Origin of the sequence: Corynebacterium sp. LK2590 (assembly GCF_040946105.1) — a bacterium.
Classification (GTDB): domain Bacteria; phylum Actinomycetota; class Actinomycetes; order Mycobacteriales; family Mycobacteriaceae; genus Corynebacterium.
The window spans coordinates 188384-212750 of the sequence record NZ_JAYWMH010000006.1 but is presented as its reverse complement, the minus strand read 5'-3'; the positions used below and the strand labels follow the sequence as shown (position 1 = coordinate 212750).

Annotated in this window: 25 protein-coding genes and 4 pseudogenes; 14 read left to right on the top strand and 15 right to left on the bottom strand. The window is 62.1% G+C overall.

Translation table 11 applies throughout. The annotated features are described in order from the left end of the window. The first annotated feature begins 40 nt into the window (after positions 1-40). Positions 41-1520: pseudogene (locus VVR85_RS09165) on the top strand (multicopper oxidase domain-containing protein). Here the strand turns inward: VVR85_RS09165 and VVR85_RS09160 are convergent. The 4 genes and pseudogenes from VVR85_RS09160 to VVR85_RS09145 all read right to left on the bottom strand — a co-directional run bounded on the left by VVR85_RS09160 (position 1498) and on the right by VVR85_RS09145 (position 3965). Beyond that, complete coding sequence (locus VVR85_RS09160) at positions 1498-1725, bottom strand: 3'-5' exonuclease (protein ID WP_052292422.1); 228 nt, start codon at positions 1723-1725, stop codon at positions 1498-1500. The pseudogene VVR85_RS09165 and the gene VVR85_RS09160 overlap by 23 nt on opposite strands. Before the next feature lie 13 nt (positions 1726-1738). Beyond that, entirely contained in the window at positions 1739-1969 is a 231-nt protein-coding gene (locus VVR85_RS09155; RefSeq protein ID WP_368520592.1) for a hypothetical protein, read from the bottom strand. Positions 1970-2588: 619 nt separating this feature from the next. Next, positions 2589-3584: pseudogene (locus tag VVR85_RS09150) on the bottom strand (ArsO family NAD(P)H-dependent flavin-containing monooxygenase). Between the two features lie 33 nt (positions 3585-3617). Then, positions 3618-3965, bottom strand: coding sequence for a metalloregulator ArsR/SmtB family transcription factor (locus tag VVR85_RS09145; protein ID WP_368520591.1), 348 nt, complete (start codon positions 3963-3965; stop codon positions 3618-3620). Between the two features lie 86 nt (positions 3966-4051). Between VVR85_RS09145 and arsB the strand changes: the two genes are divergently transcribed. Together arsB and VVR85_RS09135 are read left to right on the top strand one after the other, a co-directional pair. Next, the gene (arsB, locus tag VVR85_RS09140) at positions 4052-5170 is read left to right on the top strand and encodes an ACR3 family arsenite efflux transporter (RefSeq protein ID WP_368520590.1); all 1119 of its coding nucleotides are present in this window, start codon (positions 4052-4054) and stop codon (positions 5168-5170) included. Further along, entirely contained in the window at positions 5167-5586 is a 420-nt protein-coding gene (locus VVR85_RS09135; protein WP_368520589.1) for a low molecular weight phosphatase family protein, read from the top strand. Before arsB ends, VVR85_RS09135 begins: the two co-directional genes overlap by 4 nt. A 119-nt stretch (positions 5587-5705) precedes the next feature. Here the strand turns inward: VVR85_RS09135 and VVR85_RS09130 are convergent, their stop codons facing one another. From VVR85_RS09130 to VVR85_RS09120, 3 genes are read right to left on the bottom strand one after another with little or no spacing between them, the layout of a single operon-like run. Next, complete coding sequence (locus VVR85_RS09130; RefSeq protein WP_169833256.1) at positions 5706-5843, bottom strand: hypothetical protein; 138 nt, start codon at positions 5841-5843, stop codon at positions 5706-5708. Positions 5844-5873: 30 nt separating this feature from the next. Further along, positions 5874-6758 carry a permease gene (locus VVR85_RS09125; RefSeq protein WP_368520599.1) on the bottom strand — a complete coding sequence of 295 codons (885 nt, stop codon included), beginning with the start codon at positions 6756-6758 and terminating at the stop codon, positions 5874-5876. Next, positions 6748-7137: an ArsR/SmtB family transcription factor gene (locus VVR85_RS09120; RefSeq protein ID WP_368520588.1), complete on the bottom strand. Its 390-nt coding sequence runs from the start codon at positions 7135-7137 to the stop codon at positions 6748-6750. The genes VVR85_RS09125 and VVR85_RS09120 overlap by 11 nt, the downstream gene beginning before the upstream one ends. Before the next feature lie 227 nt (positions 7138-7364). Here VVR85_RS09120 and VVR85_RS09115 point away from each other — a divergent pair. Then, positions 7365-7493, top strand: a pseudogene (locus tag VVR85_RS09115) (recombinase family protein); the annotation flags it as partial. Between the two features lie 30 nt (positions 7494-7523). Here the strand turns inward: VVR85_RS09115 and VVR85_RS09110 are convergent. The 3 genes and pseudogenes from VVR85_RS09110 to VVR85_RS09100 form a co-directional block, all read right to left on the bottom strand. Then, a pseudogene (locus VVR85_RS09110) lies at positions 7524-8692 on the bottom strand (IS3 family transposase). Between the two features lie 117 nt (positions 8693-8809). Continuing rightward, positions 8810-9472: a response regulator gene (locus VVR85_RS09105; protein ID WP_368520587.1), complete on the bottom strand. Its 663-nt coding sequence runs from the start codon at positions 9470-9472 to the stop codon at positions 8810-8812. A gap of 19 nt (positions 9473-9491) precedes the next feature. After that, on the bottom strand, positions 9492-10712 hold the full coding sequence (locus VVR85_RS09100) for a sensor histidine kinase (protein WP_368520586.1): 1221 nt from the start codon (positions 10710-10712) through the stop codon (positions 9492-9494). A gap of 110 nt (positions 10713-10822) precedes the next feature. Here VVR85_RS09100 and VVR85_RS09095 point away from each other — a divergent pair, with 110 nt between their 5' ends. Further along, positions 10823-11668 (top strand): lysostaphin resistance A-like protein, encoded by an 846-nt coding sequence (locus tag VVR85_RS09095; protein ID WP_368520585.1) that lies wholly within the window; start codon positions 10823-10825, stop codon positions 11666-11668. 161 nt (positions 11669-11829) lie between these two features. After that, positions 11830-12153, top strand: a complete 324-nt coding sequence (locus VVR85_RS09090; protein WP_368520584.1) for a CHY zinc finger protein — start codon at positions 11830-11832, stop codon at positions 12151-12153. Here VVR85_RS09090 and VVR85_RS09085 read toward each other — a convergent pair. Further along, positions 12150-12644 (bottom strand): hypothetical protein, encoded by a 495-nt coding sequence (locus VVR85_RS09085; protein WP_368520583.1) that lies wholly within the window; start codon positions 12642-12644, stop codon positions 12150-12152. The two genes, VVR85_RS09090 and VVR85_RS09085, sit on opposite strands and share 4 nt — an antisense overlap. A 54-nt stretch (positions 12645-12698) precedes the next feature. After that, entirely contained in the window at positions 12699-14018 is a 1320-nt protein-coding gene (locus VVR85_RS09080; protein ID WP_368520582.1) for a M20/M25/M40 family metallo-hydrolase, read from the bottom strand. 95 nt (positions 14019-14113) lie between these two features. Between VVR85_RS09080 and bioB the strand changes: the two genes are divergently transcribed. Together bioB and VVR85_RS09070 are read left to right on the top strand one after the other, a co-directional pair. Then, entirely contained in the window at positions 14114-15094 is a 981-nt protein-coding gene (bioB, locus tag VVR85_RS09075) for a biotin synthase BioB (protein ID WP_070768579.1), read from the top strand. Beyond that, on the top strand, positions 15095-15376 hold the full coding sequence (locus tag VVR85_RS09070) for a hypothetical protein (RefSeq protein ID WP_368520581.1): 282 nt from the start codon (positions 15095-15097) through the stop codon (positions 15374-15376). It abuts the gene before it with no gap. Here the strand turns inward: VVR85_RS09070 and VVR85_RS09065 are convergent. After that, positions 15373-16407 (bottom strand): esterase/lipase family protein, encoded by a 1035-nt coding sequence (locus tag VVR85_RS09065; protein WP_368520580.1) that lies wholly within the window; start codon positions 16405-16407, stop codon positions 15373-15375. The two genes, VVR85_RS09070 and VVR85_RS09065, sit on opposite strands and share 4 nt — an antisense overlap. Positions 16408-16680: 273 nt before the next feature. On the opposite strand from VVR85_RS09065, the gene amn reads away from it, so the two are divergent. The 6 genes from amn (at position 16681) to VVR85_RS09035 (ending at position 21803) form a co-directional block, all read left to right on the top strand. Next, on the top strand, positions 16681-18078 hold the full coding sequence (gene amn / locus VVR85_RS09060; RefSeq protein WP_368520579.1) for an AMP nucleosidase: 1398 nt from the start codon (positions 16681-16683) through the stop codon (positions 18076-18078). Between the two features lie 71 nt (positions 18079-18149). Next, entirely contained in the window at positions 18150-18701 is a 552-nt protein-coding gene (locus tag VVR85_RS09055; protein WP_368520578.1) for a phosphoribosyltransferase, read from the top strand. Continuing rightward, the gene (locus VVR85_RS09050) at positions 18676-20175 is read left to right on the top strand and encodes a SulP family inorganic anion transporter (protein ID WP_409338201.1); all 1500 of its coding nucleotides are present in this window, start codon (positions 18676-18678) and stop codon (positions 20173-20175) included. Before VVR85_RS09055 ends, VVR85_RS09050 begins: the two co-directional genes overlap by 26 nt. A gap of 115 nt (positions 20176-20290) precedes the next feature. Next, positions 20291-20776: a ferritin gene (locus VVR85_RS09045; RefSeq protein WP_368520576.1), complete on the top strand. Its 486-nt coding sequence runs from the start codon at positions 20291-20293 to the stop codon at positions 20774-20776. 81 nt (positions 20777-20857) lie between these two features. Further along, the gene (locus tag VVR85_RS09040; protein WP_368520575.1) at positions 20858-21211 is read left to right on the top strand and encodes a hypothetical protein; all 354 of its coding nucleotides are present in this window, start codon (positions 20858-20860) and stop codon (positions 21209-21211) included. Then, entirely contained in the window at positions 21204-21803 is a 600-nt protein-coding gene (locus tag VVR85_RS09035) for an HAD family hydrolase (RefSeq protein WP_368520574.1), read from the top strand. The genes VVR85_RS09040 and VVR85_RS09035 overlap by 8 nt, the downstream gene beginning before the upstream one ends. Here VVR85_RS09035 and VVR85_RS09030 read toward each other — a convergent pair. Together VVR85_RS09030 and VVR85_RS09025 are read right to left on the bottom strand one after the other, a co-directional pair. Beyond that, positions 21793-22881, bottom strand: coding sequence for an ROK family protein (locus tag VVR85_RS09030; RefSeq protein ID WP_368520573.1), 1089 nt, complete (start codon positions 22879-22881; stop codon positions 21793-21795). The genes VVR85_RS09035 and VVR85_RS09030 overlap by 11 nt on opposite strands. 123 nt (positions 22882-23004) lie before the next feature. Next, on the bottom strand, positions 23005-24162 hold the full coding sequence (locus VVR85_RS09025) for an HNH endonuclease signature motif containing protein (RefSeq protein WP_368520572.1): 1158 nt from the start codon (positions 24160-24162) through the stop codon (positions 23005-23007). Between the last annotated feature and the right edge of the window lie 205 nt (positions 24163-24367).

Sequence of the window (24367 nt, the reverse complement as noted above, 5' to 3'; positions counted from 1 at the left end):
AGTGTCACTGAAATCTAGCACCAAGGAAGGTTAAATCAAGATGAACGGATTTTCCCGACGACAGTTTCTGCTCGGCGGGCTCGTCCTCGCCGGCACCGGGGCCGTGGCCGCCTGCACCAGCGCCCCTGGACCCGCTACCTCGGCACCAGGTCCCTCCCTTCGCCCCACTCCCACCCCCCACTGCGCTCGGTGAGCCGACGGTGCGCCGAACACTGACCGCCCGGCCCCTCTCTCTGGATATCGGCGGCATCGAAGCCAAGACGTGGGGATACGTCTCTGACACCGGGGATGCGGCCATTGAGGCCACCGCCGGCGACGTCCTCCAGGTCGATATCACCAATGAACTGCCTGAGAGCACCTCCATCCACTGGCATGGCATCGCACTCCACAACGCAGCCGACGGTGTGCCCGGCATGACCCAGGACCCCATTGAACCTGGCGAGTCTTTCTCCTATGTTTTTGAAGTCCCCCACGGTGGCACCTACTTCTACCATTTCCACACCGGCCTGCAGCTTGAACGCGGCCTCCACGCCCCACTGATCATCCGTGACCCGCAAGACGCTGAGGATCAGGACGTCGAGTGGACCATCGTGCTCGACGACTGGGTCGATGGCATTCAGGGCACTCCCGACGATGAGCTCGGCAAGCTCACCGGAATGGGTTCGGGCGACCATAACGGGAGGATGGGAATGGGAGGCCACGGCCGGATGATGCACGGCACCCCGGACCGGGTACTGGGCGGGGATGTCGGCGATGTGGTGTATCCGCACTACCTCATCAACGGACGTATCCCCCGTGCTCACCGGACCTTCGAGGCTCGCCCGGGAGACAAGGGCCGCCTGCGGTTTACCAACTCCGGCGGTGACACCATTTTCAAGGTGGCCCTCGGTGGTCACCGCATGACCGCCACCCTCACCGACGGCTTCCCTGTCCAGCCCTGGGAGACCGAATCGATCTACCTGTCGATGGGCGAGCGTGTCGACGTCGAGGTCATCCTCGGCGACGGCATCTTCCCGCTCACGGCTTTGGCGGTGGGTAAGGACGACCGCGCCTTCGCCGTCATCCGCACCGCCGGCGGCCAGGTCCCCCACCCCGATGTCGACTTCCCCGAGTTGTCGTCCACCGGACTGCTTCTGTCTTCCCTGAAGCCAGCAGACCGTGCACTCCTGCCCGAGGACACACCAGACCGAGAAGTCAGCATCGACCTGGGCGGGCAGATGATGCCGTATGAATGGAGCATTCTCACCGACGGCCAATCCTCCTCCGCGACCGTGCAGGAGGGCCAGCGCCTGCGGATGGTCATGCGCAACAGGACCATGATGCCCCATCCCATGCACATCCACGGCCACACGTGGGCGCTGCCCGGCAGCGGCGGGCTACGCAAGGACACCGTCCTTCTCCGCCACGGTGAAACCATGATCGCCGACCTGATCGCTGACAACCCCGGTGAGTGGGCATTTCACTGCCATAACGCCTATCACATGGAAACCGGGATGCTCAGCTCGCTTCGCTACGAGTAACCCCCACAGCAGGGTTGAGTGCCGAGGTGGGCGGGGTGTCCCCCCGAGTAGTGGACACGGCTTTGGTGTCAGGGTTGAGCAATGTGTGCCAGGAGTCGACGGGATTGAAGTATGCGTCAGCGCGCACGGCAGCAAGTTCAATGATGCGGTCGTAGCGCTTGTTAAAGCCGGTGGTTTCGGTATCAATGACCGCAAAGACCGACATGCCCGCCTAAACGCTATCGAACACTGCAAACAACGTGGATTTCTTTGGATAGCCACACTGTGGGGTTACCCGCAAATCGTGGATAGCCACAAATCAAATCAACATGAGAGCCATTGCTTGCTGTGCCGTTGCCGAAGATGCTTTCAACAACGATCTCCAAGGTGTCCCCATCAGGCAAGGAAATATCTGTAAGGAAAGACTTTTCTAGGTTGAGGATGCCGCCTCCAGTTTCTGAAAGCAGCATCTTCTAATCACCAGGTAGCTTTTTGCCAAGCTTGTCTTCGATCTCAAGGATGTGCTGATCGCTTGCCGGCTGTGCAGTGTACTCAAAAAAGCTGGCGTAGTTTTTCATGATTACCCTTTAACAATTCGTAACGGACCTGACCCCTTTTAGGTGGACACCTGCTATCCAGCCTAGTCGGGCTAGGAAGAAAGGTAATCTACCATCATGTCCAGGTACTCCGAACAGTTCAAACGCGATGCTGTGGCTCTCTATGAGAACAATGAGGACCTCTCGCTGAACGCAGCATCAGCAGAGCTTTGAAGCACTCACATACGCTACACTGACCAAAGGAGCATAGCTAACCCCCGACGTGTCCACTTTCCGGGGTTCAGGCCCGTACACCAAGGGTCAGGCGAGCCGGACGCCACGATCAGCTCGTCGTGATCCGCAGGTAGTCGACGCAGCGCTCCAAGCCTGATCTGTCAGCGCGGGAGCGGGCAGAGAGCTTTCGAGGAACTCCTTATCTACGGTGCCGATCATCTCGCGCTGGCGGGCCAGGTTCTGGTCGGCACTGAAGACACGGATATAGGAAAATCTCTGACCCACAGCGTATACCTCGGGGTTACCGGCCAGGCGGAGATTACTTGACGGTCATGCCAAATGAGTCCGCGATGGTCCGGGCGGTCTGCTTGGCGTAGGGGCCTACCCCGGTGAGTGTGGCGGATCCGGGGCCGGTCCAGTCGCCGTAACCGACCAGGTGCAGGCCCGGGTATTTTGGGGTCGTGCCGTCCAGGAGCCGGCGCACCGGTCCGAGGGACGGCCGAAACCCGGTACACCAGATCAGATGATCGGCCCGTACTTCGTTGAGGGAGTTAAACATCGGCGTCGCCGCCAACCATCCGGCGTCGCGGGCAGCGCGCACCTCAGGCAGCACGACAATGTCGCCGAGCTCTGAGTCGGCCCCCGGATCGGTCTCGCCGCGCTGGACGGCCAGGGCGCGTTGCCGGTTCCGGCGAAACAGCACCCGCCCGTCGATCTCATCGGGCATCCACCGTGGTGGATGGCGGGTATACCAGGTGACTTCGGCAACACCGGTGAGTTCGGCGGCGATCTGCGCGGCGGAGTTCGCCGCCCCCACCACAGCCACGGTCGACCCCCGGAAGGGGCCCACCCCGGGATAGTTTGCCGAATGCCACTGCGTGCCGGTAAACAATCCCGGGTATGCCGGGACGAAGGGAGTAGACTAGGTACCGGTGGCGGCTACGACATGGGGAGCCGTCCACGATCGATCACCGGCGTAGAGGCGGTAGCCTCCATCCTCCCGGTCGACGCGGTCCACGTGCACGGGGCGCTCGACGGGGATCCGGTAGCGCTGCTCATAGTCAGCAAGGTAGTCGATGACATGGTCCGACGGTGGGAACCCCTCGTAGGCTGGCATGGGCTTGCCCGGCAGGCTGGAAAACTCTGCGGTGGAAAACAACGTCATCGACGGCCACACATGCCGCCACGCCCCACCGGCACCCTCTTGATCGTCGAGGACCAAGGCGTCCACGCCTGCTCGCAGCAGGTAGTAGGCGGTGGACAGGCCCGCCTGGCCACCGCCAATAATGATCGCCTCGAAGTGTTTGCTGGTCACGTGTGTGATCGTCTCCTTCTCGTCGGTGGTGGGTCAGTCCATCTGCAACACGGTGCGCAGCTCCGCGAACAGCTCCGGGCGCACCTGATGAGTCACCGTCCGACCGACCCGGACCTTGTCCAATAACCCGGCCTCGGTCAACCGCTTCAGGTGGTGCGACACGGTCGGCTGACTCAACCCCGACGTCTCTGTCAGCTCCCCGACGCTGGCCGGGCCGCAGCCTTCGGCCGCTAACTGCGATAGCAAACGCAGGCGGGCAGGATCGGCCAACACCTTGAACAACGTGGCGTAGCGCTCGGCCTCACCACTGGTCAAGGGGCCAGCACCCAGTGAGCAACAGGCGGACAAGTCCGCCAGCGGGAGAGTCTGCGAGAATGTCATACCAACCATCCTATATTGACAACCTTCAATATAAAGGCTACTTTTTGTATTGATGCTTGTCAATATTGTGAAAGGCTCGTATGAATATGAATGTTGATAACCGCCCACGCATGACGATTTTGGACCGCTTCCTGCCGGTCTGGATCACTCTCGCCATGGCCGCTGGCCTACTCATCGGACGGGTGGTCCCCGGTATTGGTGACGCCTTGGGCGCTCTGGAGGTCGGTGGGATTTCCCTGCCGATAGCGCTTGGCCTCCTGGTGATGATGTATCCGCCACTGGCGAAGGTTCGCTACGACAAGGCCGTCGAGATCGCCGCCGATAAACGCCTGATGACGGTGTCCATCGTCCTCAACTGGCTGGTCGGTCCGGCTTTCATGTTTGCCTTGGCCTGGATCTTCCTGCCAGATCAGCCGGAACTGCGCACCGGGTTGATCATCGTCGGCCTGGCTCGGTGTATTGCGATGGTGCTCGTCTGGACTGATCTGTCATGTGGTGACCGGGAGGCCACGGCCGTCCTGGTGGCGATCAACTCGGTGTTCCAAGTCATCATGCTCAGCGTACTCGGCTGGTTCTACCTCCAGGTCCTGCCGGCCTGGCTGGGCCTGGAGACTACCTCGGCCGAATTTTCCTTCTGGTCGATCGTGGTTTCCGTGCTCGTATTCCTTGGCATCCCGCTGGCCACCGGAGTGGCCTCCCGGATCATCGGTGAAAAAACCAAGGGCCGTGCCTGGTACGAAAACACCTACCTGCCGAAGATCTCCCCGCTGGCACTGAGCGGCCTGCTCTATACCATCGTGCTGCTGTTTTCCCTGCAGGGCGAGCAGATTACCTCCCAGCCGTGGACCGTGGCCCGCGTGGCTGTGCCGCTGCTGGCCTACTTCGTCGGCATGTTCGCCATCGCACTGATTGCGACGAAGGCGTCGGGAATGAATTACGCCCAGTCGGCGTCGGTGTCGTTTACGGCAGCGGGCAATAACTTCGAGCTGGCCATCGCCGTGGCCATCGGCACCTTCGGGGCGACCTCCGCACAGGCGCTAGCCGGCACGATCGGCCCGTTGATCGAGATCCCGGTGCTTGTCGGCCTAGTCTACACCATGCGGTGGCTGGGACCGAAACTCTTCCCCCAGGATCCGACCCTACCCGTATCCTCGACACCGTCCTCGCAGACTGCTGTATCCGAGAAGGAGACCTTCACCTCATGAGCACCCACCCAACAGTTCTGTTCGTCTGCGTCGGCAACGGCGGAAAGTCCCAAATGGCCGCAGCCCTAGCCGCTAAGCACGCCGGTGACCGGATCGAGATCCACTCCGCCGGCACGACACCCGGCACGAAGCTCAACACCCAATCCGTCGAGGTCATCGCAGAGGCCGGCGCCGACATGTCCGCAGGCCACCCTAAGGGTGTAGATCCACAGCTGTTGCGCGAGGTCGACCGCGTGATCATCCTGGGAGGTGATGCCCAGCTGGAGCTACCCGACGACGCCCACGGAACGTGCGAACGGTGGGTGACTGACGAGCCGTCCACGCGCGGTATCGAGGGGATCGAGCGCATGCGCCTGGTCCGTGACGACATCGACACCCGGGTACGCAGGCTCATCGCCGAGCTGCTTGAGAACTAATCACCCCACCCCACATCAACGACCCCGCGCGATTGTCACGCGGGGTCGTTGGTGTCTGCACCGGCTGTCAGCTCCTCGTCCGAGAGCCAGACACGCTGGTAGAGACCGGATGTGTCGGGTTAGGACGTAGCCTGCGGGTGCTGCTCCTCCTGGTCACTGGTGGTCTCAGTGGTGTCGGTGTCGTCGTCGGCGACGATCTCGACCCCGCAGCAGTCGGAGGTGGAGTTTTTCTTGGTAAACAGGTCTTTGAAGCCCATGAGGGTCTCCTTTCGTTAGAGGTACGTGGTTTAGAGGATGATCGTCATCGCGTAGCCGGCCAGCATGGCCGCCAGCAGAATGGTGATCACGAAGGTGGTCAACAGTTTCGGCTTGAACACCGCCGCCAACATGGAGACCTCCGGCGGAGAGGCCCCCGCCCCGCCGATCATCATCGCGAAGATCGGGCCGATGGCTACCCCGGCACCCGATAAAGCCAGGGCGACCGGCAGCATCGTTTCCAGTCGGACATACAGCGGGATACCGATCACCGCAGCCAGTGGAATCAGCCACCAGACGTTTCCACCGGCCATAAATCCCAGGCCGTCTTCGGGCACGACCCCGTAGATGAATGCACCGATGGCCACGCCGATGATCATCGGAAGGAGCATGGGGCGAAGATCGTCCCATGTTTGACGGATCGTTGCCGGGGTTTCTTGTTTGATTCCACGCCACGGGGTCCCGTCCAGCTGGCGCCCGCCCTTGACCTTGACCTTGCGCAGCTGGTCTTCCATACCCAGCGCGGTCCAGGCCCAGGGTGCTCCCAGCGCCAGCAGCACCATGATCACCGCGTAGCTGATCGCGACCTGCCAGGTAAAGATCAGCCAGATCCCGCCGACGATAACCGGGTTGAGCAGCGGCGAAGCGATCAGGTAGGTCACGGTGGTACGAAAGGCCACCCCGGCTTTGAGCATGCTGACAAACATCGGGATCGTCGAACAGGAACAAAACGGAGTGATCGCCCCCAATGCCAGCCCTTTGACCTGGCCGGGAACCGCTCCACCATCCATCCAGCTCTGCAACCGCTCCGGACCGAAGCGCCGGTTGATCAGCGCGACCGCATAGGAGATCACCAGAAATAGCAGGAGCAGTTCGACCAGGAGGATAGTGAACGTGCCGAGCGCGCTAATCAGCATCAACGACCTCGCTTCTCAGGGAGGTGTCCGTGCAGCAGGCGCGTTGTCCCTCCGGGGTCAACGCCGCCAGGTGCGCCAGCCAGCGCACCGGATCAGCCAGCTGAGCACAACACACCGAATTCAGCGTGGCACGACCCCTCGGCTCCGAGTCCACCAGTCCGGCCTTGCGCAGGGCAGCCAGATGATGGCTAACCAACGCCTGACTCATCCCGGTGACCTCATGGAGCTGGCGGTTGGTCATCGACTTCTCCGCCAAGGTGAGCAGGATCGTCAACCGGTTTTCATCCGACAGCGCGGACAGTGTGGGTGCGAGTAACTGGGCCCGCTCGGCGGGACTGAGATCTGACGCGGGGATGGATAAGGAAATCTCTGTAAGCACACTCCGATATTAACAAGCGAGTACTTGTATTTCAAGCAATAGTTTGAACGTCGGAAAAGGGGCCCCTTCCGGCCTTTCCCGAACGCCTCACTTTCAAGGAAGTGGGACACCATCAATGACAATGGATTGAAAATACACAGTCCCAGGAGGAGTATTTCCCACAAGTCATGCCACAACCATGTCCCATAATGTCCGCTACAGAATAGACTTCCGGCACTATTCTGGTTATGGATACTGGCTACGCTCGGGTGTCGACCGCGAAACAGGATCTTGACCGACAGATCGACGCTCTGCGCCAGGAAGGTATTGCCAGCAAATACATTTACGTTGATAAGAAATCCGGATCCACCACCAACTGAAGCGTCCTGGGTTTAGTTCCGCTTCTTTTACGGCCCTGTGCTGATCGGCTGGGTGAGACAATACTCGGTTTCTATTTCTTGTGGGGTGGTGTAGTCCAATGCTTCGTGAAGTCTCTTGGTGTTCCACCAATGCACTCACCGCAAGGTGGCTAGTTCGACTTCCCCCACCGATGTCCACGGGCCTTGGGCGTGAATGAGTTCAGCTTTGTAGAGTCCGTTGACTGTCTCCGTCAATGCGTTGTCGTAGGAGTCGCCGACTATTCCGACACTCGGGCGGATTCCGGATTCCGCTAGCGCGGTGGAACACTTCAGTGACACGTACTGGCTGCCCCGATCGCTATGGTGTGCCAGCTGGTTTCCATGGATTCGTCCTGCAGTCGTTAACGCATGTTCCAATGCCTCCATGGGCAGCGCATCGGTACGCATCGTCGAGCGTGTCGCAACACCAACAATTTTTCTATTGAAGACATCCACAACAAACGCGGTGTAGGCGAATCCTGACAGGGTGCGAACGTAAGTAATATCAGCAACCCAAAGCCTGCCTGGTGCTTGTGCACGGAAGTCTCGTTGTACAAGATCCGGGCGATGATCCGGTGTCTTCGGGCTGATCGTGGTGACCGGAGTTCGCCCGCGTCTGCGGCCGGAAACACCTGCTAGCTTCATCAGACGTGTGGTCTTGTCACGACCGATATGAAAGCCTTCACGGTTCATCGCGTGCCACATTGTGCGGATACCGTAGACCGAAAAATTCTTAGCATGCACGCGTTGAATCTCTGGGATAAGCAGGCTATCGCTTAACGCTCTCGCACTGGGAACACGTGTGGTGGCTTTTCGGTAGCCGCGTGAGGTGATGAATCCACGATCTGATTGTCGAAGCGCTCTGCAGATGGCCCCAGGCCCCAAACTGATCTTTATACGCGTCGATGTAAGAGATCATGTGGTCGTGGGTCGGTCGAGTTCCGCTGCGAAAAGCTGAAGTAGTCTTGAGAATCCCGTTTGCTCGTTTCAGTTCGCGGTTTTCTCGACGCAGGCGCCCCAAGTTCTTCTTCCATTGTTTCGCTATCCGGCGCTTTGCGGCCGTCTCGTGTAGAGGCGCTGTCGCGGTACCACGCCCGCAATGTGTGGCGTGATGCATCGAGGAGCTCACCGACTTCCTCGTAGGCGCGTTGTAGTGAGCAGGACTCCAAGCGGACCATTTCGATGACCTGATGGACCGCCTACTCCTTGAGCTCGACGGAATATTTTCTAGGCCTAGTGTCTTGTCCTTGCTTAGCTGAGAAAGGACCTAAACTCAGAACGCTTCAGTATGTTAATTAATCTAGCTGACCAAAAGCTCGGGCAAGAGTGAGAGCGAGGACGGTTCTATCGGAAGCCTTCATCTTGCGCAGTAGGACGGACACATGGTTCTTTACGGTGCCTTCGGCCAAGTAGAGAATTTCAGCGATTTCCTTGTTGTTCTTTCCTTCCGCAACAAGGGTCGCGACTTTGCGCTCTGCACGCGTCAAGGTGGTGACTCCCTCCACGGACGCAGGCTTTTTAGATGATGGACTGCAGCACGCGTTTGTTGGTCGGTGCAGCATGCGGGCAATACGGGGATCGAGGACGATGCCGCCGCTGGCGGCGGCATCGATCGCTTCCGCGAGATGATTGGCATCAATGTCTTTGAGTAGATAGCCTGCAGCACCAGCATCGATGAGTGAGCGGACCAGTGTGGCGTCGTCGAAGGTGGTGAGAACCAGTACGGGAACATGAGGGTAATGGGTCGCACACTCGCGTACGACAGCGAGCCCATCGAAGTCAGGCATGACCGCATCAGTGACAACAATGTCGGGAGCAAAAGCATCGATAAGCGAGCTCACCTCTTTTCCATTAGTAGTAGTTGCGACGACCTCGCACTCGTCGATGGTGTCGAAAATTAAGGCGAGACCGCGGAGAAGCAGCTCATGGTCATCGATGAGAATTACTCGGTTAGTCATACGTTGATCTGTCCTTCTGTTAGCAGCTAGTCACAGGCAGTTCGATACTGAGAAGAAACCCATCAGCAATTCCCCCGTGCCCCGAAACGAGGACTCGTCCGCCAAGCGCTCCGGCGCGTTCTTGTAGCGAGCGAATACCAAAGCCAGCCTGCGAGTCATCAGAACCTGGGCCGTTGTCGGAAACCGACATAGTGATGACGTTGAAATCGCTGTCAAAATTCACGGACATGCGTGCCGTGGTGGTGCTTGCACTGTGTCGGACCACGTTGGTTAAGGCCTCCTGTGCCGCAGCGAGAAGAATATTCTCCACGGGAGGTGTGAGTTCTGGGGCGTTTGATGCTACTTCTACCTCAACGGTCAGTGCGGTAGAAGAAAAGGAGTTTCCCAACGCAGTCAGTGCGTCATAAAACCCTTCGGATTCTAAACGAATAGGGTGGAGAGCCCGCACGACAGTGCGCATATCGTCGAGAGCGGCAATTGTTGTATTGCGCGCATGAGCTATCTCTTCGGCGGCACGTTCTGGGTTCTTCGCTATCATGCGTTGGGAAAAATCCAAGCTCATGCTGATGGCCGTGAGCCGATGTCCTAAACCATCATGCAAAGCTGCTGCAATGCGTCCGCGTTCTTCAGAGAGCGTGAGCTCCCGGGCGGTCTCGATAGAGCGCCGTAGCTGTTCATTTGCGACGGCGAGTTCTGCAGCCCGATGGGTCTTCTCTACAGCATCGGTGGCTGCCGTACGGGCAAGGCGTGCAAGAAAGACACCGATTGCTATCAGCGAGAACGACGCTAGAGCTTCGGTAATGATTCTGCCAAGGCTAGAACCGGAGACGACATGGATTCCGACTACGGCTAAAACAGGGAACAGACCGTAGATGATTCCAGCACGCAACGACTGGACAATGACTACGGCCACGACCCCAAGCCAGATTACTACCAGCGAGGACGAGTTATTTGCGGTGAGGAATACAACTAGGGCTGACGCAGCGAAGCACCACGTAGCCGCAGTGAGAGGCAGGCGCTTTTTTACCGCGTGCGACCACCAGATTTCAGTGCCAAGGAAAAGCGTCAGGGCTACGAGTTGAGGGATCATCGCCTGGGGAGTATCCCAGCGAACAATAGCCAGAATCATAAACACCGCTACTGGGCTGAGGAAAGCTAGAAAAGGCTGCGCAAGTATGGCGACGTCGTAGGTCGACGCAACATACGTGGATGGAGCAATGTAGCGAGCTCGGGAAGGCATAGGGCTAATCCTAGATCGCCCGACCCATGACGTGGGTCATATTTTCAGCGACCTGAAGTAATGACTGGAGACACTTAAAAACAGCTCATAGTAGCTGTAATTTTCCTGACATGAACAAACCTCAATTACCTCTTTCCCCACGTCTTCCATTGAACTGGTGGGGACTCTTGGTTCGCATCGTTGCCGCATTCGTCATACTTATGGCCTCTAATATGGTGCGTGTTCCGTTGCACCAGCTTCCCATCGCGAGGCGAGACGACGCTGTGGGTATCGGAGCTAATGCTGCTATCTTTCTGCTGACCCCCCTCGCTGTCGTGATCATGCTGTGGGGATGGTTGCGGTTTGTCGAGCGGAGAAAACTGCGAGCTATCGGGCTTCTCGATATCTCGAAAATCCTCCCTGGGATTCTCGGTGGCACGGCTGTCGTCGCAGTACCGATGGTAGTTGGCTGGGTTTTCTTATCTGCTTTCTCGGAGCCTGTGGCACAGCACGATGCAGACCCCAGCACTGCTCCAGTGGGAGTGATAGTGGCAGGTGTCGTCTTTGTTCTAGTACGTTCTTATTTCCTGCAAGGGATTCCAGAGGAATTGATTTATCGTGGATGGCTGTTTTCTACTACAGATGAGCGACCCGTATTCACGGTAGTGTGGACGACCTTGGCTTTCACTGTTCCGCACCTCTCCTCCTCGGGTGGGCAGCAAAGCACAACAGATTTTCTCTTATACCTCGTTCTTCCCTTAGGCATGGCGGTTCTCGCCGGCGCGGTGGTTGTGTGGAAGAAAAGCGTGTGGTGGGCGGCCGGTACACATGGTGGCATGCACGCGGTGATGACCGTGTTGGGAGGCCTCGTTCCCGTCGTCCTAGATTCGACGGCGTGGATCATACTCGGCGTGACGCAGCTTGTTACGGGGTTTGCCCTACTGGCGTGGTGGCATTCGAGAAAGAAGAGGCCTTAGATTTCCCTTTGAGAATGCTGCATGGTTTGTGTCTGGTTAATTCACAAAACAGTGAACCCAGCAAGTCTGCTGATTCCCTCTGAGTATCGTTGAGTGTGCATAAACCCGAAAGGGTATGAGGTGCAAAGAGTATCTCTTTTCGTGGGAAAGAATGGCTGAGTATGTCGGGGAAAGAAATCCATGGCGTCGACGTGGACGCCCAGGGGCGTTGCGCGCACTGGCATAGCGCGGTGGATGTGGTGGCCAACAAGTGTGCGACGTGCGGGCAGTTTTACGCGTGCTCTATCTGCCATGCGGAGCTTGCCGATCACCCGTTCGGCGCGATGGATAAGCAGGCGGACGCGGTTTTGTGCGGCGTTTGTGGGGAGACGATGAATTACGGGCGTTACCGGCTAGCCACCGCCTGCCCGGCGTGCGGGCACCCGTTTAATCCCGGGTGTCACGCGCACGAGGAGATCTACTTCCAGCTGGGTCCGGTCGACTAGAAGGACGACAGAGAGCCGAACTGCTGCTGCACCTGGGTTAGCGCGGTGCGAGCCAGGGCGGCGAGATCCGGGATGCGGAAGGTCTGACCGGCGAAAGGCACGTCGACGGTCGGCTGGCCGGGCGCGACCGCCAGCTCAATCACGTTCTGGGCGCGGTGGGTGTTCTGCGGAGCGCGGTTCTGATGGGTGTTTTGTGGGGCAGGCTGCTGCTGGTTGCCCGACTGTCCCAGGTTGCAGCGGTTGACCGCGTCGTCCATGCGGGCGATGGCGGAGCGGATCTCCCCGCCGCGCGGGTGGAAGGTGGCCACGGACAGCGCCTGGCTGCGCTTGGACTGGTAGTCGCCGGGGTTGGTCCAGTAGCTGCGGGCCTTTTCGCAAGAGATCTGGCCGGCGGGCACCTTGGCCAGCAGGTCGTCGACGGGATCGGCGGAAGCCACGGCGGGGGTTGCAAGGGTAGCGGTCAACACGAGGGCAGCGAGGCGTTTCTTCATGGGATACATCTTGGCACGAGTTCGCGGTTCGGGAAAGTGTACGCAGGAAACTTTCTAGACGCCCAGGAAGCGCCGCACCAGGCTGCGGTAGGCCCGGACCGTGAGATCGAGATCCTCCAAGTGGAGCGCCTCGTCGTGGCTGTGGAGCTGCGAATTGGCCTCGGCCATGTCCCGGGCCCGTGCGTGGAGGGCAAAGCCGTAGCCGTTGCCGCCGGCGCGCCGGGCGATGCGCAGGTCCGAGCCGCCCGTCGCCAGCACCGGGGTGACGTCCAGGTCGGGGAAGAACTCGTGGGCGGTGGACTCGATGGCCTGCCAGAGCGCGGTGTCGGTGCCCGACTGCGTGGCGTCTTCGGTAATGAGGTGCTCGATGGTGACCTCGTCGGCCAGATCGCCCAGCGCCTGGCGCAGGAACTCGTCCAGGTCCTCCTGGGTCTGGCCGGGGAAGGGACGGATGTCCATCTCCAGGTATGCGTGGGAGGGCAGAACGTTGATAGCGCCGCCGGCTCGCAGGACGGTCTGGGACAAGGTGGTGTGCGAAAAGGCGTGCGCGTAGGCGTCCAGGTTGCCGAAGGCACGGTAATCTTCCGCGGTGCCCTGGCCGCCGATGAGCGCTTGCTCCGTGGCGGGATCGAAGCGGAACGCCTTGACGAAGCCGGTCCAGGTCTCGCTGGTGGCCACGGGCGCGGATGCCTCTGCGATCCGCCGGGCGACCTCGCCGATCTTCACGATGGCGAAGTCCTTGCCGAAGGGCGTCGAGCCGTGCCCGGCGTCGCCGTGCACGTGGAGGCGGCGCTGGCCCGCGCCCTTTTCGCCCACGTTGAAAGCCAGCGAGTTCGGCAGGTGGCTGCCGCCGGTCTCCGACAGGCAGTTGTCCCAGCTCATCGCCTCCGGGTGGTGGGCATACAGCCAGCGCGAGCCCCAGCCGCCGCGGGCCTCCTCGTCCGCCAGGGCGGCGAAGGTGAGATCGCCCGCTGGCTTCCCACGGCGGGCCACCTCGCGGGTCACGGCCGCCATGGTGGCAGTAATGAAGAGCATGTCGACGGCGCCGCGGCCGTAGAGCACGCCGTCCTCGATGACAGCATCGAAAGGTGGCTTGGTCCACTTGTCTTGGTCGACGGGCACGACGTCCGTGTGGCCCATCAGGGTCAGCGGTTCGCCGTCGCCGCCCGGGACCGTAAACAACACCGAGACCCGCCCGGGGTGGGGCTCAAAGCGCTGTACCTGCACGTTAGTGCCGGCAAAGAAGCGCTCCAGCGTGTCTGCGTTGCGGACCTCGTGGCCCGAATCATCGGTCAGATCGTTGACGCAGGCGTTGCGGATAAGCTCCTGGAGTAGCTCCAGGGTGTCGTCGTACAGGCTGGTGTCTTCGCTCATGCACCCCAGCCTAGTGCCGCGGTCCACCCGCGAAAGAAATAAACTTAAAGTTGCAAAATTAAACGCCGTTCAACTTTGTTCGCTACGCTACCCGTATGAGTATTGTTGATATCGCCCGCGAGAAGGCCTTAGAGCAGGGCATCGGCCTGAACGAAGAAGAGCTCCTGCAGGTCCTTTCCGTCCCCGACGAGCAGCTGGAAGAAATCGCCGACATCGCGCATAAAACTCGCCTGCGTTGGTGCGGCCCGGACGTTTCGGTGGAAGGCATCATCTCCATCAAGACGGGCGGCTGCCCGGAAGACTGCCACTTCTGCTCCCAGTCGGGCCTGTTCGCCTCGCCGGTGCGCGCCGCCCGCCTGGATATCGCCGAGCTGGTGGAGGCCGCGAAGAACACCGCCAAGACCGGCGCGACCGAGTTTTGCATCGTCGCCGCGGTCAAGGGCCCGGACGATAACCTCCTGGACCAGGTGGGGGAGGCCATCGCCGCCATCAACGCGGAGGTCGACATTGAGATTTCCTGCTCCCTGGGCACCCTGACCCGCGAGCAGGCGCAGCGCCTGAAGGACATGGGCGCGCAGCGCTACAACCACAACCTGGAGACCGCGCGCAGCTTCTTCCCGCAGGTGGTCACCACCCACACCTGGGAAGAGCGCCGGCAGACCCTCGACTTCGTCCGCGAGGTCGGAATGGAGGTCTGCTGCGGCGGCATCATCGGCATGGGCGAGTCCCTCGAGCAGCGCGCCGAGTTCGCCGCCCAGCTGGCCGAGATCGAGCCCTGCGAGGTGCCCATGAACTTCCTCGACCCGCGGCCGGGCACCCCGTTCGCGGATCGCCCGCTGGTTCCCCTGGGCGAGGGCCTGCGCGCCGTCGCCGCCTTCCGGCTGGCGATGCCCGCTGTCACCCTCCGCTTCGCCGGCGGCCGCGAGCTGTCCCTGGGCGACGACGGCACGGAGAAGGGCCTGCTCGGCGGCATCAACGCCATCATCGCGGGCAACTACCTGACGACCCTGGGCCGCCAGATCGAAAAGGATGTGGACATGCTCGGGCGCATCGACCTGCCCATCAAGGCGCTGTAGATGTCGGGGAAATCTGCGGAAACTAATCACTCCGCGCTCGCCGCGTCCGTCCTCGCCGGCGATCCGCCCGTCTACCACCCGAATACCGGACAGCTCCTGGAAGCGGTCTCCGCCCTGCACCCGGCGGCCGCGGCCGGCCTGGACGTGCCGCGCTACTGCCGCCTGTGTGGGCGGCGGATGGTGGTCCAGGTCCGCCCCGACGGCTGGCACGCGCGGTGCTCGCCCCACGGGGAGCTGGACTCGAGCTGGCTTTTCGTCGAGACCATCCGGGAGTCGGACTAGAGCTGCCGGACGATGGTGCGCACGATGGCGCGCACCCGCCGGTCCACCGGCAGGTCGTGGTGGAGCACCACCGCGCGAGAATCAAAGTCCTGGACGTAGATGTTGCGCACCGTGCCGTCCTTGACCTTGCTGGGGGACAAAAAGCAAGTCTCGGGCGGGACCACCACGGCATCGTGGCGCGTAGCGATGCACGTGTAGGTCACGCCCTCGTCCAAGTCGCCGCCGTCGTTAACGGCGCTCAAGATCTCGCTGCCGACGATCTGCTGCTGGCCGGCGTCGCCGAAGAACGACTGGATGATGGATTTCATGATGGAGTCGTTGCGTTTGCTGGCCATCAGCGGGCTGATGATGCCGCCTTCGGTGGTGCCGTGGTTGGGCGCGCCGATCGAGATGAGGTGGCGGACCTTGCTGGCCCCGCCGAGCACGCGCATCCAGTAGCGGGCCAGCAGCCCGCCCTGCGAGTGGCCCGCGATGATGACCTTCTCCGCGCCCGTCATGGTCAGCACCGCGTCGATATAGGCGCCGACCTGCGCGGCGGACTCGGGCAGCAGGCCCGTCGCCCGCGTGCCGTAATCTGGGGCGAAGACGGCCCAGCCGTCCTCGCGGAGCTCGCCGCCCAGGATCTGCCAGATGCCCTTGGAATCGGCCGTGCCGTGCAACAAGATGATGGGCCAGGGGCGGTCCGGGCTGGGGCGGGCGGTCCAGTCGTCCTCGAAGATGCCGCGGGGTTTCAGCCGCGCGCCCAGCGGGAGCGAGTCCACCGTGGAGCTCGAGCCGGCCGAGTCGACCTCCTCGTTGGACACGGCCATCCGGGTGCGTGAATCCTCGCTCAGCGAGCCGAAATAGCCCTCCTTGGTGGGGTCTTTGCGCAGCATCTCGGCGATCTCCTCGGCGACCTCCTCGCGCAGCGCGTTGGGCGGGGCGGTGTTCTTGACGCCGAAACGGGGGTTGGCCGGGGCATCGTTCGACCAAAAGCGGCGCAGCTGCTTTTCGATTGTGGAGCGCAGTTCCTGTAGTGCATCAGCGGCCACGTACAACCATCTCCTTATACAATCCGGGGCCTTCCAGCCTAGCGAACTAGCAGGTGAGGCGGATTAGGAAAAACTTTTTTAAAAAAAATGTCATCCGAAGGGTTGACGCTCTTTCCAAAGTATCTTAAAGTAAGCCTTGCCTAATCACGGGCGGTTGTTTTGCAGAAGTTGCGCTCCACTCCTTCTGTTTAGCACCGATTAGATTAGTCATGGGGAGAAGGCCCCGCCAGCGTGCAGCCGGCGGGGCCTTCGTTTACGCGGTAGTGTGGCGGCATGCGCAATCAGGTAGAGACAGTGCAGGTGCAGACGGTGGACGAGGCGGTCACGCGCCTCATCGAACTCTACGAGCAGTCCTGTCGGCGCTCCCACGACTTCGCGGACTACGACCAGGTCCGCTACCCCAAAATCACCGTCGCCGTGCGCGAGTGGCACCCCATCGATCGCTCGCAACCCTTCGGCTACGTCAACGAGGCCGGCAACTATTCCGCGGTGATCTCCAAGCCCTACCTGCTGCGCGACTACCTGACCGCCCAGCTGCAGCGTCTAGTGGACAACTACCCGTGCGATATCTACGTCGGCTACTCGGACGTGCGCATCCCGCCCGAGTACATCCGCGGCGCCCCGCCGGCCCCGCAGGACCGCGGGACCACCGTCCCGCGCCCCACGCTCGACGACGTCAACGACGCCATCATCGACGGCGACTGGGACGCCTTCCACGGCGCGGAGAAGCCGCTGTTCCACTTCGGGCCGCAGCGCTTCGACATCGCCTGCGAGCGGATCGAGCACTACACCGGCATCGAGGTCGACACGGTGCAGAAGTACATCCTGTTCACCAACTACGCCATGCACACCACCGAGTTCGTGCAGTTCGGGCTACGCGAGCTCGCCAGCGAGGACTCGCGCTACACCGCGCTGGTGCTGCCCACGGGCGAGACCATCCACCCCAACGACGCGGTGGACCTGGACGTCGACGAGCTGACGCTGACCTCGCGCTACCAAATGCCCCGCTTCGACCTCATCACCGCCGCCGGCGACGGCATCACGATGATCAACATCGGGGTCGGCCCGTCTAACGCGAAGACCATCACGGACTGCCTGGCCGTACTGCGCCCCGAGGCCTGGATCATGATCGGCCACTGCGCGGGCCTGGACGGGCGCATGCGCATTGGCGATCTCATCCTGGGCAACGCCTACCAGCGCGACGACGGGCTCCTGGACGAGCCGGTCACCCCGGCGAACCCGATCCCCGCCATCCCGGAAATCCAGCGCATGCTGGAGGCGAGCGTGGACGAGATCTACGGCGCGGACAACCCCATCATGCGCACCGGCACGGTCTTGTCCACCAACGACCGGAACTGGGAGTGGCGCACCACCCGGCAGCTGTGGGAGTGGCTGCGGGCATCGGCAGCCGTGGCCGTGGACATGGAGTCCTGCACGCTGGCCGCCAACGGTTACCGCTACCGCGTGCCCTACGGCACCCTGCTGGCCGTCAGCGACCTGCCGCTGCACGCGGTGCCCAAGCTGCCGGCCCAGGCGCAGGCCTTCTACTCGAATTCCAAGCAGGCCCACGTCATGTGCGCGGTGCGCGCGGTCGAGCAGCTGGCGGAAAACCCGTCCCGCCTCCACACGCGCAAGCTCCGGCGGGCGCTGGGGGAAGTGCCTTTCCGTTAACGCTAATCCGGCGATAGACTAGACGGAAAGTTTCCCCATACGAGAGTCTGCAACCGTGATAGGAGCACCACGTGACTAATCCCCATAACCCCGACTGGGCGGTACCGGAAAGGGAGAACCTCACTTGGGAGACGTTTGGTGAGGCCAGCCGCAACCTATCGCAGCAGATCATCGACTCGGGCTGGATGCCGGATCTCATCATCGGCGTCGCCCGCGGCGGCCTGATCCCGGCCGGGGCCATCGGCTACGCCATCGGGGTCAAGGCCATGGGGTCCATCAACGTGGAGTTCTACACCGATATCGGCAAGACCCTGCCCGAGCCGGAACTGCTCCCGCCGTACCTGGACGCCTCCGACATGGACGGCAAGAAGGTCCTGGTGGTCGACGACGTCGCGGATTCCGGCAAGACCCTCGACCTGGTCTGCCGCATCCTCGAGCACGAGGATCTGGATCCGGAAAAGCCGAAGCTGAACGTGGACGTGCGCTCGGCGGTCATCTACACCAAGCCGGTGACCATCTTCCACCCGGACTTCGTGTGGCGCGAGACCGACAAGTGGATCAACTTCTGCTGGTCGGTCCTGCCGGTCATCACCGCGGATGGTTCTTTCCAGGAAGGGTCCTAAGACTCCGGTGAATGACACAGGTTCCCTGGGCGTAGCGGATAGCTTCCGCTACGCCTTTTCCTCTGCCCGCCGGCTGCGCATCGAGGTGCTCGGCGGCCTCGCGGTTTCCCTCGCCCTTATCCCGGAGGTGCTGAGCTTTTCCATCCTGGCGGGCCTGGACCCACGGGTGGGCCTTTTCGCCTCCGTGGTGATGGCTATCTCCATCGCCTTTACCGGCGGGCGCCCCGCGATGGTCTCCGCCGCGGCCGGCGCGGTCGCGCTGGTCATCGCCCCGCTCTCGGCCAGCCACGGCCTCGACTACGTGGTCGCGACCATCCTGCTGGCCGGGGTGCTGCAGCTGGTGCTGGCGGCGGTGGGCATCGCCAAGCTCATGCGGTTCATCCCGCGCAGCGTGATGACCGGGTTCGTCAACTCCCTGGGCATCATGATGTTCACCGCGCAGTTGCCGCACCTGCAGGACGTGCCCTGGCTGGTCTACCCGTTGGTCGGGCTAGGCCTGGTGCTCATGCTCGCCGCCCCGCGCCTGCTGCCGGCCATCCCGGCGCCGCTGATTACCATCGTGGTGCTCACCGCCCTGGTCATGATCTCCGGCTGGGAGGTCCCTGACGTGGCTGACCAGGGCGAGCTGCCGGACTCGCTGCCGGGCTTGTTCCTCCCCGATGTGCCGCTGAGCTGGGAGACCCTGCAGATCATCGCGCCCTACGCCCTGGGCGTTGCCCTGGTGGGCCTGATGGAGTCGTTGCTGACGGCCAAGCTGGTCGACGGCATCACCGATACCCACTCGGACAAGACCCGCGAATCCTACGGCCAGGGGATAGGCAATATCCTCTCCGCCCTCATCGGCGGCATGGGCGTGTGCGCGATGATCGGGCAGACGATGATCAACGTCCGCGGCGCCCGCGCACGGACCCGGCTGTCCACGCTCATGGCCGGCGTCTTCCTGCTCATCCTCATCCTGGTGCTGGGCCGGACCGTCGGGCGCATCCCCATGGCGGGCCTGGTGGCGGTAATGATCATCGTGGCGGCGACCACCGTCGACTGGCATTCCCTGCGGCCGCGCACGCTGCGGGCGATGCCCTGGTCCGAGACCCTCGTCATGGGCATTACAATGGCCGGGACCCTGATTACCTCCAACCTGGCAGTCGGCGTGGTGCTGGGCGTGCTGGCGGCGACGGTCAGTTTCGCCCAGCGGGTCTCGCACGTGGTGACCGTCGACCAGACCGGGCCGGGGGAGTACGCGGTGTCCGGCCAGCTCTTCTTCGCTTCCTCGAATGACTTGGTCTATTCCTTCGATTACGCGCCGGGCACGGACAAGGTCTCCATCGACTTTTCGGCCGCGACCCTGTGGGATACCTCCACCATCGCGGCCGTCGATGCCGTGCGCAGCAAGTACGCCTCCCGCGGAATCGAGGTAGAATTTAGGGGACTGGACGACGAAAGCCAGCGGCGGATCGAGAAATTCAACGAAGCATAACGCAGGTTACGTTAACATAACCTTAAATTGGTAAGGATTTCCTGCCTGGAAATAGTTTTTTAAACGCGTATACTTATCAGTAGTTAACCACCGATCCGAGAGAAAGGTCCAGGTCATGGACGAGAAACTGCAAACCGCAATGAACAACCAGGTCAATTCCGAGCACCAGGCGGCGCTCATCTACACCCAGCTGGCTTACGAGATGGATAACCTGTCCTTCCCGGGCATGCGCGACTGGTTCCTGGGTCACGCCGACGAGGAGCGCACCCACGCTCAGAAGTTCGCCGACCACCTGCTGGCCCGCGGCTACCGCGTCGAGCTGACCGACATCGCTATCCCGTCCCTGAAGGCTGCCACCCCGCTGGACGCCTTCGAGGCCGCCTTCAAGCACGAGCAGAAGGTCTCCGCCGAGATCCGCGAGATCGCCCGCATCGCGGACGAGGTCAAGGATCTGGATTCCCGTAGTCTGGTCAACTGGTTCCTGGACGAGCAGATCGAGGAAGAGGACACCGTCTCCGAGATCATCGACCAGGTCAAGCTGGTTGGCAACGACGGCTCCGGCCTGCTGCGCATCGACGCAAACCTGGGCTCTGCCGAATAAAGAATTAGACCAAATAACGGTCCGGTTAAAATAATCACTTTTGTCCCACTGGAGGCTTCTCCGGTGGGACAATTGTATTTTATGACCGCAAAGCAGAAAACGACCGCCGCCATCGCCCTCGGGCTGATGGTTCTCGCTTTGGTCGGGGGACTGGCACTGACGGCGGTAGACATCGCGTGGGGGATCTTCTTCTCCTCGGCCGCCCTCATGCTGAGCCCGTTCGCCGGCATGGCCATGCTCGCCGGCGTGCGCTTCCTGCGCGCCAGCGGCCTCGTCAAGGCCTTCTTCGGGGTCGGCGGCGTCCTGCTCCTGGCGGCCATCGCCCTGTTCTTCGTGAACCCCGCGGGCACGGGCCTGCCGGAGCTCATCGGCGGCGCCACCTGCGGCATCGTCGGCCTGTGCCTGCTCCAGCCCCGGGTGGTCACGCATGGCTAAGGCCAAGCTGCTCTTCGATCTGTACGGCGTGCTCATGCGGCTGCCCTCGGCCGCGGACCGCCGCCTCCTCGAGGAGACGCTCGGGGTGCAGGACAGCGCGCGTTTCTGGGAGACCTACGAGGAGTTGCGCCCGCCCTACGACGCCGGGCTGGTCTCCGACGAGCGCTGGTGGACCGCGCTCGCCCGCCGCAGCGGCCTGGGCGACATCGACACCAGCCAGGCCGTGGCCGCGGACATCGCGGGCTGCCTCGAGGCGGACATGGAGATGGTTGGCTTCGTGCAGTCGCTTATCGATGCCGGCCACCCCGTCGGCGTCCTTTCCAACATCCCGACTGGGCTCGCCGCCGTCGTGCGGCGCGAGCACCCCTGGCTAGAGGATTTCGCGGCCGTCACCCTGTCCTGCGATATCGGGGTGGCCAAGCCGGAGGAGCAGGCCTACCTCGTCGCCGTCGATGCCCTCGGCGGCACCCTCAAGGACACCATCTTCTTCGACGACCGCGACGACTTCGTGCGCGAGGCCCGCGAGGCGGGGTTGCGGGCCGAGCGCTTCGAAGGCATCGATAGCGTGCGGAAGGTGCTTTCTACACCCTGACCTTGCGCAGCTCGAGCGGCACGCGCAGCAGCGGGTCCAGGGCGACGGCGCGCGCGACCGCGCGGACGATCTCGCGGTGGGTGGGGATCATGCGCAGCTGGACCTCGGCATCGGGGGCCTCTTCCCGCACGGCGCTGGCGAAGCGGCGCGGGGCCTGCGGGTCATCCACGAAGGCGGAACCGGCCACCACCACGGTATTCGGGTGGTGCTCGCGCACCAGCCGGGCGGCGACCACGCCGAGATCGTGCGCGCGCTCATCGAGGATGGAGCGTGGGGCATCGGCAATGCTGTCGACCGTCACGCCCTGCTCCGCCGCCTTCTTGAGCACCGCCGCCGTCGACAGGGAATCCTGCGCGGGGCGGCCCTGCGGATCGGTCAGCGGGGTGAGCTGCTGGACCCCGTCGTCGTTGGACAGGGCCGCGCCGATGGAGTCGTCCGCGAAGAGCACTAGGACCTTGTCCTCGGAGGCGATGTCCGCGGCCTGGGTCTCGGAGCCCAGGATGGCCGGGATGGCTGCGGTGACCACGACCGGCACGCTGAACTGGAAGCGTAGGCGCTCGGCGATGTCGACGCCATTCCACCCCAGGTTCGGGGCGTAGACGAGGCCTTCGTCGTCGACCTGGCCGGAGGTGGTCACGCCGACGGAGACCAGCGCCTGGTCCAGGCCCGCGGTCAAGCGGTTGATGCCGGCCATGATGTGCTCGATGAAATCCGCCTCGCTCAGCGATGCCACCGGGGTGGTGATGTCATCCTCCCGAATGGTGCGGCCCTTGGTGTCGTAGAGGCCGATATAGGTCGAGGAGGTGCCGATGGCGATGCCAGCCAGCAGCCAGTTGTTCTCTGCTACCTCCAGCGGCACCGTCGGGCGTCCGCGGCCCTTCGTGCGGGTCAGGTCGGTGCGCTCTTGGATGAGCCCGGCCTGCAGCAGCGCCGTGGTCGCGCGCGTGATGGTGGGCTGGGACAGGCCGGTCGCTTCCACTAGCTCGCTCCGAGTGATGATCGGCTTGAGGCGCACCAGGTGGAGGCACTTGGCGGCGGGTGTGCGTGGGCGAGTGAAGGCCGGTCCTGGCTTGATCATGCAACTTAGTATAAAGAGAACAGACTGCATTGTCTAATTCTATACGTTGACCGGTGGCCGAAATTAGACTGCATGGTCTAGCAATTGTGGTGTTTTGGTGCGGAAATGTCAGATTTTTCGACATCACCCTCTCCGCCCGGCCATTACCTGTTCGACCGTCCGCAACCAATTGCAGGAGCGCCGGGACATCGGACCCTCGGGGCTGGTGGCCTGCCAGGTGCCGTCGTTGAACAGCCAGATGACGTCCGAGGTGTGCGGGTCGATGACGTAGGTCGCGCGCCCGTCGGTCTTGATGTTGTGGTGGTGCTGACACAGGTTGACGAGGTTGTACGCGGCCGTCGGGCCGCCGTCGCCGAAGTCGACGCAATGGTCCTTCTGGCAGCGCTCCGCCTTGACCGTGCAGCCGGGGTAGCGGCACGTGCCGTCGCGGCCGTTGATGAAGGCCTTGATGTCGTTCGGCGTCGCGTAGTTGCGGCTGCGCTTTTCCGCGATATCCGACATGTGGCGGACGGTGGTTGCTGCGTCCGCCAGCTTCTGGCCGCTTTTGTGGCTAATCCAGCCGAAACCGGCGACGAAGATGGGGGCATGGGGGACGTCGCTGGCCTGGTAGAGGTTGAGGACCACTTGCGGGGAGGAGTATTCCCCGAGGATGAGGCCGGCGAGCGCGGCGGCCGGGCTGATGCCGTGTTCTTTGGCGGTGCGGGAAATGGCGTCGTCTAGTTGGGCGGTGGTTGCGGGGTCGTAGTCGGCGTAGATGCCGGCGCGGGATCCTGACTGGGACTCGCAGGAATAGTTGCCGCCGTCTGGGCCGGAGGTATCGGTCGAATCTTTCGACGTGTCTTCGGGCTGTTCCGTGGCCACCAGGCTGTTGAGCTTGCGGCGCAGGTTGGCGTAGGAGGGCAGGCGCTGGCCCGGGCGGGTAGGGCTGAGGTATTTGTTTAATTCAGTATCTATGCGTTCTAGAACGTCCTGGGTGGGCTCGCCCAGGTTATTTAAGACTTGGTCGATCAGGATGAGGTAATTGAAACCGATGTGCTGGAGTCTTTCCACGGTTTCTTCGAGCTGGGGCAGGGTGTCGAGGCGTTCGAGGGCTAAGCAGCGGTTGAGGCAGGCGGTATAAGAAAGGCCGGTGCGGGCGGCGAGGTTGCCGACGGTGGTCTCGCAATCCTCGTTAATGGGCGGGCGGAGGCGTTGCCACAGGTGGTAGTCAACGCGGCGGATCTGGGTGGCCTCGTGGGCGATAGGGCAGTTCGGTGTATTGACGGTGTAATAAGGGTCCATGACATTCTCCCCGAATGAATATGTCGTAACTATGTTCTAACCCAACCCCCATAATAGCAATCCAAACCAGCACCGCAACCCCTGCGCCAAACTTTTTCGAAACTATGTTGCAATTTTCGAAGGGGACTAGTTCGGGAACTGATGCCTAAGTGTTATCTTCCTGCCGGCAGCGGGAAAAGACCTGGTAAGGGCGACTTTGGCGGGG

Excerpts from the sequence above, each read along its gene's own strand:
- VVR85_RS09160 (WP_052292422.1), bottom strand. The coding sequence starts at position 1,725 with ATGTCGGTCTTTGCGGTCATTGATACCGAAACCACCGGCTTTAACAAG.
- VVR85_RS09155 (WP_368520592.1), bottom strand. The coding sequence starts at position 1,969 with ATGCTGCTTTCAGAAACTGGAGGCGGCATCCTCAACCTAGAAAAGTCT.
- VVR85_RS09145 (WP_368520591.1), bottom strand. The coding sequence starts at position 3,965 with ATGACATTCTCGCAGACTCTCCCGCTGGCGGACTTGTCCGCCTGTTGC.
- arsB (WP_368520590.1), top strand. The coding sequence starts at position 4,052 with ATGAATGTTGATAACCGCCCACGCATGACGATTTTGGACCGCTTCCTG.
- VVR85_RS09135 (WP_368520589.1), top strand. The coding sequence starts at position 5,167 with ATGAGCACCCACCCAACAGTTCTGTTCGTCTGCGTCGGCAACGGCGGA.
- VVR85_RS09130 (WP_169833256.1), bottom strand. The coding sequence starts at position 5,843 with ATGGGCTTCAAAGACCTGTTTACCAAGAAAAACTCCACCTCCGACTGC.
- VVR85_RS09125 (WP_368520599.1), bottom strand. The coding sequence starts at position 6,758 with ATGCTGATTAGCGCGCTCGGCACGTTCACTATCCTCCTGGTCGAACTG.
- VVR85_RS09105 (WP_368520587.1), bottom strand. The coding sequence starts at position 9,472 with ATGACTAACCGAGTAATTCTCATCGATGACCATGAGCTGCTTCTCCGC.
- VVR85_RS09100 (WP_368520586.1), bottom strand. The coding sequence starts at position 10,712 with ATGCCTTCCCGAGCTCGCTACATTGCTCCATCCACGTATGTTGCGTCG.
- VVR85_RS09095 (WP_368520585.1), top strand. The coding sequence starts at position 10,823 with ATGAACAAACCTCAATTACCTCTTTCCCCACGTCTTCCATTGAACTGG.
- VVR85_RS09090 (WP_368520584.1), top strand. The coding sequence starts at position 11,830 with ATGTCGGGGAAAGAAATCCATGGCGTCGACGTGGACGCCCAGGGGCGT.
- VVR85_RS09085 (WP_368520583.1), bottom strand. The coding sequence starts at position 12,644 with ATGAAGAAACGCCTCGCTGCCCTCGTGTTGACCGCTACCCTTGCAACC.
- VVR85_RS09080 (WP_368520582.1), bottom strand. The coding sequence starts at position 14,018 with ATGAGCGAAGACACCAGCCTGTACGACGACACCCTGGAGCTACTCCAG.
- bioB (WP_070768579.1), top strand. The coding sequence starts at position 14,114 with ATGAGTATTGTTGATATCGCCCGCGAGAAGGCCTTAGAGCAGGGCATC.
- VVR85_RS09070 (WP_368520581.1), top strand. The coding sequence starts at position 15,095 with ATGTCGGGGAAATCTGCGGAAACTAATCACTCCGCGCTCGCCGCGTCC.
- amn (WP_368520579.1), top strand. The coding sequence starts at position 16,681 with ATGCGCAATCAGGTAGAGACAGTGCAGGTGCAGACGGTGGACGAGGCG.
- VVR85_RS09050 (WP_409338201.1), top strand. The coding sequence starts at position 18,676 with ATGGTTCTTTCCAGGAAGGGTCCTAAGACTCCGGTGAATGACACAGGT.
- VVR85_RS09045 (WP_368520576.1), top strand. The coding sequence starts at position 20,291 with ATGGACGAGAAACTGCAAACCGCAATGAACAACCAGGTCAATTCCGAG.
- VVR85_RS09040 (WP_368520575.1), top strand. The coding sequence starts at position 20,858 with ATGACCGCAAAGCAGAAAACGACCGCCGCCATCGCCCTCGGGCTGATG.
- VVR85_RS09035 (WP_368520574.1), top strand. The coding sequence starts at position 21,204 with ATGGCTAAGGCCAAGCTGCTCTTCGATCTGTACGGCGTGCTCATGCGG.
- VVR85_RS09030 (WP_368520573.1), bottom strand. The coding sequence starts at position 22,881 with ATGATCAAGCCAGGACCGGCCTTCACTCGCCCACGCACACCCGCCGCC.
- VVR85_RS09025 (WP_368520572.1), bottom strand. The coding sequence starts at position 24,162 with ATGGACCCTTATTACACCGTCAATACACCGAACTGCCCTATCGCCCAC.